Here is a 9,117-nt window from a genome sequence, read left to right on the forward strand (position 1 = left end):
CCATGATCTCGTCATAGCGCTCGGCGGCGCGCAGCAGCACTTCGTCGAAGCGCCCGGACTTGTAGTATTGGGTCGCGCTGGCGAACTCATAGTCGAAGCCGAACGTGTCGAGGAAGCGGCAGAGCATCGCGTTGTTGTGGTCGGCGAAGCTCGCATAATCGCCGCCGAACGGATTGGGCACCGATGTGAGCGGCTTGTGCAGGTAGGGCTCGAGCGCCGCGCGATCGGGCACGTTGTCGGGAATCTTGCGCATGCCGTCCATATCGTCGGAGAAGCACAACAGCTTGGTCTTGACCTTGTCCTGCGTCAGCACGCGGAAGGCGTGCCTTACCATCGTGGTGCGCGCCACCTCGCCGAAGGTGCCGATATGCGGCAGGCCGGACGGGCCGTAGCCGGTCTCGAACAGGACGGTATCGGGAAAGTCCTTGTTCTTGTAGCGGGCAATGATCTTCTTGGCTTCTTCGAACGGCCATGCCTTGCTTTCGCCGGCGGCCGCAAGCATCTCGGCATTGAGATCGATGATGTTTGATCCCGTCATGTCACTTTCCAGGTAATCTGCCGGCCAGATGTGTCGGCTTGGGCGCGCAAAGATTTTCACCCGGTCTCTAGGCGCGACGGGCCGGAGCGTCAACGATTTGCGGCGCTTTTCCTTGCGGCGCCTCAATGGCAATCCTACGTTGAAGCCTCACCATCAAGGAGTTTTGAATGCCTTTGACGCCGCACGAAGCCCTGATCTATCTCATGGTGATCACTTCGGCATCCGACCGCGACATGACCGATGTCGAACTGGCGCGGATCGGAGACGTCGTCCGTTCTTGGCCTGTGTTTGTCGATTTCAACAGCGACAGCCTGGTCGGCGTGGCTCAAGCGTGCCAGCAGGCTCTGCACGATAAGGACGGGCTGGAAGGCGTCCTTGCGCGCGTCGCCGATGCGCTGCCGGAGCGGTTGCGTGACACCGCCTATGCCGCCGCTTTCGAGGTCGCGGCAGTCGATCTCGAAATGCGCATGGAGGAGTTGAGGGTGCTGCAGCTCATCCGACGGGAGCTCGATCTCGACACGCTCACCGTGGCGGCGATCGCCCGTGCGGCGAAGGCCCGCCTGCGCACACTGACTTAGAAAAAGCTCACCGGAAAATAGCGCAGATAGAACTCGGCGAAGGTTCCCTTGATCGAGATTTCCTGCAGCGCGTAGTCGAAGGCGGCGGCCAGCGCCGGGTCGCCCGCCCTGGTGGCGATCGCCATGCCCGAGCCCAGATATTCGGGCGCCAGATAAGGGCCGCCGGCGAAGCGGCAGCACCCGGCGGCTTCCGAGCCGCCAAGCCAGAAGGCGAAGCGCATGCCGTCGCCGAAGGCGGCGTCGATCCTGCCGGCCTTGAGGTCCGCGTAGAGGTCCTCGGGCTTGTCGAAGGGCACGACCTGCACCGTGCTGAAATAGTCGCGCAGCATCTCCTCATGCGCCGAGCCGGCGATGACGCCCACGCGCTTGCTGCGCAGCTTGTCGAGGATCGGCTCGGTAAACGCCTTGGCCTTCGGCATGATGAAGCGCGCCGGGAACTGCAGATAGGAACGCGAGAAGGCGTATTTCTCGCGGCTTTCCGGCGTCGCCGCGATGCCGGCGATGATCGCCTCGCCTTCGCCTTTCCGCAGCGCGTCGTCGAGATCGTTCCAGGGCAGCGCCTGGATCTGGCATTTCTCGACGATGCCGAGTTCGGCGCAGATCGCCCGCGCCAGGTCGATGTGGAAACCCGACAGCCGGCCGGAGCCGTCGAGGAAGTTGAAAGGCGGAAAATCGGTGGTGGTGAGGAACCTCAGCCTCGGCAACGCTGAAAGATCGGGCTTCGGCAGCCGCTCCTTGGCATCCCACAGCACCGGAACCTGCGGCTCCGCCGCGCGAGTCGCGTCGGCAAATGGCAACGCTCCGATCAGCGCCGACAGGAGGGCCAGAAATATCCATCGGAATGGCACGATAACGCTCCGCCCAATCATGTCCTTGGCTTTTCGTACGAAAACAGTGCAGGCACAATGTTTTTGATTTCAAACGGGCGAATTCGGCGTATGGTTTAGTGCGTTTGCAAGTTTCAGCGCGCGCCCGCAACAGGGGCAGGTGTCGCGAAGAAACTTGTGGTCCGGGGTTGATGGCGAAGGGTGGTTCGGGCATCGACTATCGGTACGAAAAGCAGAAGCAACATGGGGTAGATGTTGCGATGAGCATGTTCGATAGAACTCTGGAATACATCGACCAATTACAGCACGCCAACACTGCTGCGGCAGTGTGCGAGCGGCTGCTCGGCGTCACCTCGAGTTTCGGGCTGACGGCGCTGATGGCCGGAACGGTCCCGCAACCCGGCACGCCGCGCGGCCAGCAGAAGGACCATGTGCTGCTCTGCGACTGGCCGGGCGAGTGGCTGGAGCGCTATGTGGCGCGCAACTATGTCGACCATGATCCGGTCGTCAGCCACATGAAGCAATTGCAGGCCCCGTTTCAGTGGCGGGAGGCTTCCCAGGCCATCGTCATCGACAAGAGCAGCGACGAGGTCATGGGCGACGCCCGCGAGTTCAAGCTGCGCGACGGCCTCGCCTTCCCGCTGGTCACGCTCGACGGCCAGATCGTCATGGTCTCGCTGGGTGGCGAGTCCGTTGAACTGTCGGACGTCGAATTCGGAATGGTCTCGCTGGTGTCCACCTACGCCATCGGCCGCGCCATGCAGCTTCACACGATGGCCGGCAAGGTCGTCGACCACATCGAACTCACACCGCGTGAGCGCGAATGCCTGCAATGGGCAGCTGTCGGAAAGTCCGAGTGGGAAATTTCGCAGATTCTCGGCATTTCGGAGCATACCTCCGAGAAACACCTTCTCAACGCGAAGAGCAAACTGGGCGCCGCTAACCGTGTGCAGGCAGTCGCCGAGGCGATCAGACGTGGCTATATTAGCTAAATCGGCCGTGCTGGCCCAGAAACGGTCCCATGCGCATTCGCGTAATATTTTAAGCAAGGGCGAGCGGTGTCCTTGTCTTAAGAGAGGGCTAATACTTTCTTAACGCCAAAGCAAACTGGGCGTCGCCAACCGCGTGCAGGCGGTCGCGGAGGCAGTTAGGCGCGGCTATATTGGCGGGGTCGGTCGGTGCCGACCTAAAAATTCTTGCCTACGCGATCGCGTAATATTTTCCGGAGAGCCCGGCCGTATCTTCCTCTCAAGCCCAGGAGACGGCTAATGCTTTTTTCCCTCACAACTCAGGAATTGATGGAGCGCCCCGATCTGTGGGAAGCGGTTCACCGCCTGCGCTACAAGATCTTCGTCGAGGAGATGGGCTGGACCGATCTCGACCGCCCGGACGGCCTCGAGATCGACCAATTCGATCATGACGAAGCCGAGCATCACCTCGTCATCCGCAACGGCGAGCTAGCCGGCTATCAGCGCATGCTGCCGACGACGCGGCCGCATCTACTGACCGATGTGCTGACGGACCTCTATGAGGGGACGCCCCCCTCGGGGCCGCGAGTCTGGGAGCTGACCCGCTATGCGGTGGCGCCGGGCTTCCGTGACGGCAAGCGCGGCGTCTCTACGGTCGGCACCGAGCTGATCGCCGGTTTCGTCGAATGGGGCCTCAAGCGCAACGTCAACCAGGTCATCATCGAGTTCGAACCGATGTGGGTGCTGCGCGCGCTGCAGCTGCACTTCCTGGCGACGCCGCTCGGTTACCAGCGCACCTATGGCAACCAGCAGGTGGTGGCGACGCTGCTCACCTTTTCCGAGCATACGCTGGAGGTGGTGCGCCAGCGCCGCAACCACTTCCCGCCGGTGCTGATGAGAGGCTATCCCGGCCAGCTCGGCCTCAGACAGGCTTCGTGAGGAGGTTGTCATGAGCTTCCACCCCGAACCTGAGCTGCGCGGCCACACGCTGGTCGTCACCGTGTCCTCGCATGACGGCCGGCCGGTGCTGGACAGGCACGCCTATGCGTGCCTCGCCAGGACCTTCCACGAGGCCGCCGTCAATGACGAGGTTCGCGTGGTCGTGCTGCGCGGCCTTGCCGGCTGCTTCTGCCTCGGCGGCGACTTCTCGGAGTTCCTCGACGCCGCCAAGCACCAGCAGCTGATTGCCGCCGTCACCGATATGTTTCGCAGGCTTGCGACCTTTCCCAAGCCGGTCCTTGCCTGCGTCGACGGGGACGCCGTCGGCGTCGGCTGCACCATCCTGTTCCACTGCGACATGGTGATCGCCTCCAGGGGCAGCACGTTCAGGGTGCCGTTCGTCGATTTCGGCCTGGTGCCGGACGCGGCGACCAGCATCCTGGCGCCCCAGAAGCTCGGCTATGCCGGCGCCTTCCGCTTCTTCTGCCTGGGCGACACGCTGGGCGTCGACGACGCCAAGGCGCTCGGCCTTGTCGGTGAGATCGTGGAAGGCAGCGCCGAGGAAATGGCCTTGGCGCGGGCAAGGCAGCTCGCCAAGAAGCCGGTTGCCGCGCTGTTGCAGACCCGCGGCCTGCTCAAGGGGGATACGGACGTTCTGTGCGACCGCATCGACCATGAGATATCGCTGTTCCAGCAAGCGCTGCAGGACGACGCCACGCTGAAGCGTTTGCAGCGGATCGCCCGCCTCGCGGCGTGACACCTTGGTGGAAAGTCTCAGCGCCGCGTACCCGAGAAGGTGCGCGGCGCTGTAATGTTGGCCGCCGGCCGCGGGCACGGTGCAAGCTATTTCTCCAGGAAGGACGGGCCTTCGCCGATGATCTTCTTGTCGGGCTTGCCGACGGCGTCGAGGTCGCGGCCATCATAGGGCAAGGACAGAAGGATACGCTGGATCACCGCAAGCCGCGCACGGCGCTTGTCGTTGGCGCGCACGATGATCCAGGGCGCGAACTCCTTGTGAGTGCGCTCGAACATCAGGTCGCGCGCCTTGGTGTAGTCGTCCCATTTGCTGATGCCGGCGATGTCGATCGGCGAGAATTTCCAGTTCTTCAATGGCGACCAGCGGCGGTCATGGAACCGTTCGAGCTGCGTCTCGCGACCGATGTTCAGCCAGAATTTGAAGAAGTGGATACCCTCGTTGCAGATCATGCGCTCGAAATGCGGCGTCTCGTCGAGGAATGTCGCGTGCTGGTCCGGGGTGCAGAATCCCATCACCGGCTCGACGCCGGCGCGGTTGTACCAGGAGCGGTCGAAGGTGACGAACTCGCCGGAGGTCGGGAAATGGTCGACATAGCGCTGATAGTACCATTGGCCATGCTCCGTCGGCGTCGGCTTGGTCAGCGCCACGTTGCGCGCCGTGCGCGGGTTCATGTACTGCCGCAGGACGAAGATCGTGCCGCCCTTGCCGGCCGCGTCGCGCCCCTCGAACAGCGCCAACACCCGTTTGCCGGTCGCCTGCAGCCAGGCCTGCGCCTTGACCAGCTCGATCTGCAGCCGCTCGAGTTCCTCGTCGTACTCTTCACCCTTCATCTTCTTGTCGTAGGGATAGCCGCCGGCGGTCAGCTTGTTGTCCTCGATCCAGTCCGGCAGCACCGGGTTGTCGATGTCGAACTCGCGTTCCTTACCGCCTATCCTCATCTTGATCGGTCCTGCGGCAGGCGCCGCGTCGGCATTTCCCTCGGCTTTTTTCATCGGGACGAACCTTTCCAGCTTGCGGACTCGTGCTATGGGAGCCTCTGAGGCGTTGCGTCCGTCTGGACGCGCGGTAGCACTTTGATTTTGCGCATGAACACTCCAGAAAATCGATTCCGATTTTTGGGGGTCATGCGCAGGTCCAGTCGGCTGACCTTTCACCGACGGGAGATACGAGGCAGCGCATGGTCGATAAGGGCGCAGACCAGAAGGGCGCAACGCGGGCAGCCATAGCCCAGCTGCGGCGCAGCCGCTGGTTGCTGGCCGCGGCCCTGGTCGCGGTCCTCGGCGTCTATTGTTTCGGCGGCCTTTCGATCTTTGTGCCTCTGCTGGCCGTGGCGTTGCTGGTCGCGGCCGCAATGCTGCCGACCGCCGCCGAGCGCCAGTCAGCCGGCGGGACTGCCGCCATCGAAGTCGGCGGGTTGCAGCGGCTGTCCGGCGAATATCTGGTCGCCGCCGTTGCCGATCCGCTGATCATCTTCGACCGGACCGCCACTATCGTCCACGCCAACGCGGCCGCCTTTGCCGCCTTCGGTGGGCTGGCCCCCGGCATGTCGCTGTCGCTCAAATTCCGCGCGCCGGAAATGCAGGCTTTGCTTGACGGGATCGTCTCGGGAACTATGGCGTCCGATGTCGTCGACTACACGGAAAAGCTGCCGGTCGAGCGCACATACCGGGTGAGCGCGTCCTCGGTCGGCCATGGCACCGATCTTTACGTGCTGGTGTTCAAGGATCAGAGCGAGGCGCGCCGCATCGACCGCATGCGCGCCGACTTCATCGCCAATGCCAGCCATGAGCTGCGCACCCCGCTCGCCTCGATCGCCGGCTTCATCGAGACGTTGCGCGGGCCTGCCCGCAACGACGCGGCGGCGCGCGACCAGTTCCTGCAGATAATGCAGAACCAGACGGGCCGCATGGCGCGCCTGATCGACGACCTGTTGTCGCTGTCGCGGCTGGAGATGAAGCCCTATCTGCGGCCGGGGACCGAAGTCGACCTTCGACAGACCATCGACAGCGTCATCGACTCGCTTGCGCCGCTGGCCAACGAGAACGGCATCGCCATCGAGCGGGACTTCATCGATGGGCCGATTTCCGTGCCGGGCGACCGCGACGAGCTCTTCCAGGTTTTCGAGAACCTGCTGGAGAATGCCTGCAAATACGGCCAGTCGGGCGGACGCGTCACCGTGTCGATAGCACACGCCGAGGACGGCCACGACCCAGGCATCGACGTGACCATAAGGGACTATGGTCCAGGCATTGCCGAGGAACACATCCCCCGCATCACGGAGCGCTTCTACCGCGTCGACGTGGAAAACAGCCGGACTCAGAAAGGCACCGGCCTTGGCCTTTCGATCGTCAAGCATATATTGACACGTCATAACGCAAGGCTGTCGATCAAGTCGGAAGTCGGCAAGGGCGCGGCGTTCACGGTTCATTTGCCGGCTCAATGATCCTATATTGGTTGGCAACCGGCATTTTCTTTTTTCTGTCACCCGGCTCGCGTATCAGCGGCAGATTGAGGGAACGCACCAGCCGGCAGAAACCGGGAAGGCATATCGATGCAGTCCGTCCACATTGTCAGTGCCTATGACGAAGAACTGAAGTTCCTGTCGAAGCGCATCGCCGCCATGGGCGGGCATGCCGAGCGCATGGTCGAGCAGGCTATCGCGGCCCTCGTGAACGCCGATCCGGGTTTGGCACAGAAAGTCATCCAGGACGATCTCGTTCTCGACGAGGGGCAGCGCGAGATCGACGACAAGGCGATCGTCATCATCGCCAGGCGTCAGCCGATGGCGACCGACCTGCGCGAGATCGTCGGCGCCATCCGCATCTCGGCCGACATCGAGCGCGTCGGCGATCTCGGCAAGAACGTCGCCAAGCGCGTCGCGGCGGTCATTGACGGCCGCCAGCCGAGCAGCCTCTTCCGCGGCCTCAAGGCGCTAGCCGATCTGGCGTTGACGCAGCTTAAGGAAGTGCTCGACGTCTATGCCTCGCGCTCGGTCGAGAAGATCGGCTTCGTGCGCGACCGCGACGACCAGATCGACGCCATGTACACTTCGCTGTTCCGTGAACTTCTGACCTATATGATGGAAGATCCGCGCAACATCACCCCCTGCACCCACTTGCTGTTCTGCGCCAAGAACATCGAGCGGATCGGCGACCACGCCACCAACATCGCCGAAACCATCTATTACATCGTCACCGGCGATCAGATGCCGGCCGAGCGGCCGAAGGGCGACAAGACCGACCAGGTGGTGTTGCCTGGCCCAGTATCGGCCGGGTGACGCGGTATCGGCGACCCAAGATCGGCCAAGTGAAGGGGCGGCCACTCGAACGGCTTTCCAATTTAGGCTAAGCTATTCCAGGTGCAGCAGTTTTGTCAGTCGCCGTCTCGGAGGTTTTGCGATGGAGCAAGTTCGAAACCTGACCGCGGCCCCGCAGCCGACATCCGGCATTGTTGCGTCCAGCGTCTATTCCGCCGGCAAGCGCGTCGCCGACATTACGATCGAAGAGGCCGGCATATGGGCGGCAAAGCCCGGCCATGTCGTCTGGATCGGCCTGCTCGAGCCGGACCGCAACCTGCTGCTTAGGGTGCAGGCGCAGTTCCATCTGCATGATCTGGCGATCGAAGACGCAGAACACCCGCATCAGCGGCCGAAAATCGAACAGTATGGCGATGCCTTGTTCATCGTCGCCCGCACAGCGCAACTGATCGATGGCCGCGTCACCTTCGGCGAGACGCATCTCTTCGTCGGCACCGGCTATATCGTCAGCGTCAGGCACGGCCCGTCGACCTCTTACGCCGCGGTGCGCCAGCACTGGGAAAGCTGCCCGTCCTCGCTCGCCAAGGGCGAGGATTTCGTCCTCTATGCAATTCTCGACTTCATCGTCGACAACTACATGCCTGTGCTCGAGCAGATCGAGGACGAGGTCGAGCAGATCGAGGACAAGGTGCTGCTGAAGCCGATGAGCGGTGGCGACATCGAGCGGCTCTACATGCTGCGCCGCGATCTGCTCAGGCTGCGCAACGCGGCGCTGCCGCTGGTCGAGGTCTGCCGGCGGCTGACCAGCGCCGAGCTGCCGCAGATCCATGCCGCCATGCATCCGCTGTTCCGCGACGTGACGGACCACATCCGCACCGTGCAGGAAAAGATCGACAGCCTGCGCGAGGTGCTCGCCTTCGCCTTCGAGGCAAGCCTTCTGGTCGGACAGAGCCAGGAAACGGCGATCTCCAAGAAGCTGGCCTCATGGGCGGCCATCCTGGCGGTGCCCACGGCCTTCGCCGGCATTTACGGCATGAATTTCGACGACATGCCTGAACTGAAGATGGAATACGGCTACCCGACAGTCCTGGCCGCCATCGCGCTGATCTGCGCGTTCCTGTATTGGCGGTTCAGGAAGAATGGATGGCTGTGAAATAGCGAATAGGGAGTAGCCAATAGCGATAAAGAAGCTTGTGCCGGACTCGAATACCGATGTTATTCCTATTCGCTATTCGCTATTCGCTATTCGCTATT

At 62.6% G+C, this 9,117-nt stretch carries 9 protein-coding genes and 1 pseudogene; 7 read left to right on the top strand and 3 right to left on the bottom strand.

The features are described 5' to 3' along the window. Nucleotides 1-538 (bottom strand): annotated as a pseudogene (gene lysK, locus EOA49_RS27620) (lysine--tRNA ligase); the annotation flags it as partial. Between the two features lie 167 nt (nucleotides 539-705). Here lysK and EOA49_RS27625 point away from each other — a divergent pair. Then, the gene (locus tag EOA49_RS27625; protein ID WP_067322705.1) at nucleotides 706-1,116 is read left to right on the top strand and encodes a tellurite resistance TerB family protein; all 411 of its coding nucleotides are present in this window, start codon (nucleotides 706-708) and stop codon (nucleotides 1,114-1,116) included. Here the strand turns inward: EOA49_RS27625 and EOA49_RS27630 are convergent. Next, entirely contained in the window at nucleotides 1,113-1,985 is an 873-nt protein-coding gene (locus EOA49_RS27630; RefSeq protein ID WP_127239713.1) for a transporter substrate-binding domain-containing protein, read from the bottom strand. The two genes, EOA49_RS27625 and EOA49_RS27630, sit on opposite strands and share 4 nt — an antisense overlap. A 218-nt stretch (nucleotides 1,986-2,203) precedes the next feature. Between EOA49_RS27630 and EOA49_RS27635 the strand changes: the two genes are divergently transcribed. The 3 genes from EOA49_RS27635 (at nucleotide 2,204) to EOA49_RS27645 (ending at nucleotide 4,607) form a co-directional block, all read left to right on the top strand. Next, nucleotides 2,204-2,935: a LuxR family transcriptional regulator gene (locus EOA49_RS27635; RefSeq protein ID WP_066996863.1), complete on the top strand. Its 732-nt coding sequence runs from the start codon at nucleotides 2,204-2,206 to the stop codon at nucleotides 2,933-2,935. 276 nt (nucleotides 2,936-3,211) lie between these two features. Then, nucleotides 3,212-3,850, top strand: coding sequence for an acyl-homoserine-lactone synthase (locus EOA49_RS27640; RefSeq protein ID WP_066996739.1), 639 nt, complete (start codon nucleotides 3,212-3,214; stop codon nucleotides 3,848-3,850). Between the two features lie 10 nt (nucleotides 3,851-3,860). Next, on the top strand, nucleotides 3,861-4,607 hold the full coding sequence (locus EOA49_RS27645; RefSeq protein ID WP_127215487.1) for an enoyl-CoA hydratase-related protein: 747 nt from the start codon (nucleotides 3,861-3,863) through the stop codon (nucleotides 4,605-4,607). A gap of 86 nt (nucleotides 4,608-4,693) precedes the next feature. Here EOA49_RS27645 and ppk2 read toward each other — a convergent pair whose 3' ends face one another. Beyond that, nucleotides 4,694-5,599, bottom strand: a complete 906-nt coding sequence (gene ppk2, locus EOA49_RS27650; RefSeq protein ID WP_066996745.1) for a polyphosphate kinase 2 — start codon at nucleotides 5,597-5,599, stop codon at nucleotides 4,694-4,696. Nucleotides 5,600-5,784: 185 nt separating this feature from the next. On the opposite strand from ppk2, the gene EOA49_RS27655 reads away from it, so the two are divergent. The 3 genes from EOA49_RS27655 to EOA49_RS27665 all read left to right on the top strand — a co-directional run bounded on the left by EOA49_RS27655 (nucleotide 5,785) and on the right by EOA49_RS27665 (nucleotide 9,016). Further along, nucleotides 5,785-7,050, top strand: a complete 1,266-nt coding sequence (locus tag EOA49_RS27655; RefSeq protein WP_127239714.1) for an ATP-binding protein — start codon at nucleotides 5,785-5,787, stop codon at nucleotides 7,048-7,050. 108 nt (nucleotides 7,051-7,158) lie between these two features. Then, a complete protein-coding gene (gene phoU, locus EOA49_RS27660; RefSeq protein ID WP_067322722.1) occupies nucleotides 7,159-7,884 on the top strand; it encodes a phosphate signaling complex protein PhoU in 726 nt (241 codons plus the stop codon). A 121-nt stretch (nucleotides 7,885-8,005) separates the two neighbouring features. Continuing rightward, entirely contained in the window at nucleotides 8,006-9,016 is a 1,011-nt protein-coding gene (locus EOA49_RS27665; protein WP_127215491.1) for a magnesium and cobalt transport protein CorA, read from the top strand. The last annotated feature ends 101 nt before the right edge of the window (nucleotides 9,017-9,117 follow it).

The organism is Mesorhizobium sp. M1A.F.Ca.IN.020.04.1.1, from assembly GCF_003997315.1.
In the GTDB taxonomy this organism is placed as follows: domain Bacteria; phylum Pseudomonadota; class Alphaproteobacteria; order Rhizobiales; family Rhizobiaceae; genus Mesorhizobium.

What these genes read in the sequence shown, in the direction of transcription:
- EOA49_RS27655 (WP_127239714.1), top strand. Translation starts at nt 5,785, where the DNA reads ATGGTCGATAAGGGCGCAGACCAGAAGGGCGCAACGCGGGCAGCCATA.
- EOA49_RS27645 (WP_127215487.1), top strand. Translation starts at nt 3,861, where the DNA reads ATGAGCTTCCACCCCGAACCTGAGCTGCGCGGCCACACGCTGGTCGTC.
- EOA49_RS27640 (WP_066996739.1), top strand. Translation starts at nt 3,212, where the DNA reads ATGCTTTTTTCCCTCACAACTCAGGAATTGATGGAGCGCCCCGATCTG.
- phoU (WP_067322722.1), top strand. Translation starts at nt 7,159, where the DNA reads ATGCAGTCCGTCCACATTGTCAGTGCCTATGACGAAGAACTGAAGTTC.
- EOA49_RS27630 (WP_127239713.1), bottom strand. Translation starts at nt 1,985, where the DNA reads ATGATTGGGCGGAGCGTTATCGTGCCATTCCGATGGATATTTCTGGCC.
- EOA49_RS27635 (WP_066996863.1), top strand. Translation starts at nt 2,204, where the DNA reads ATGAGCATGTTCGATAGAACTCTGGAATACATCGACCAATTACAGCAC.
- EOA49_RS27625 (WP_067322705.1), top strand. Translation starts at nt 706, where the DNA reads ATGCCTTTGACGCCGCACGAAGCCCTGATCTATCTCATGGTGATCACT.
- EOA49_RS27665 (WP_127215491.1), top strand. Translation starts at nt 8,006, where the DNA reads ATGGAGCAAGTTCGAAACCTGACCGCGGCCCCGCAGCCGACATCCGGC.
- ppk2 (WP_066996745.1), bottom strand. Translation starts at nt 5,599, where the DNA reads ATGAAAAAAGCCGAGGGAAATGCCGACGCGGCGCCTGCCGCAGGACCG.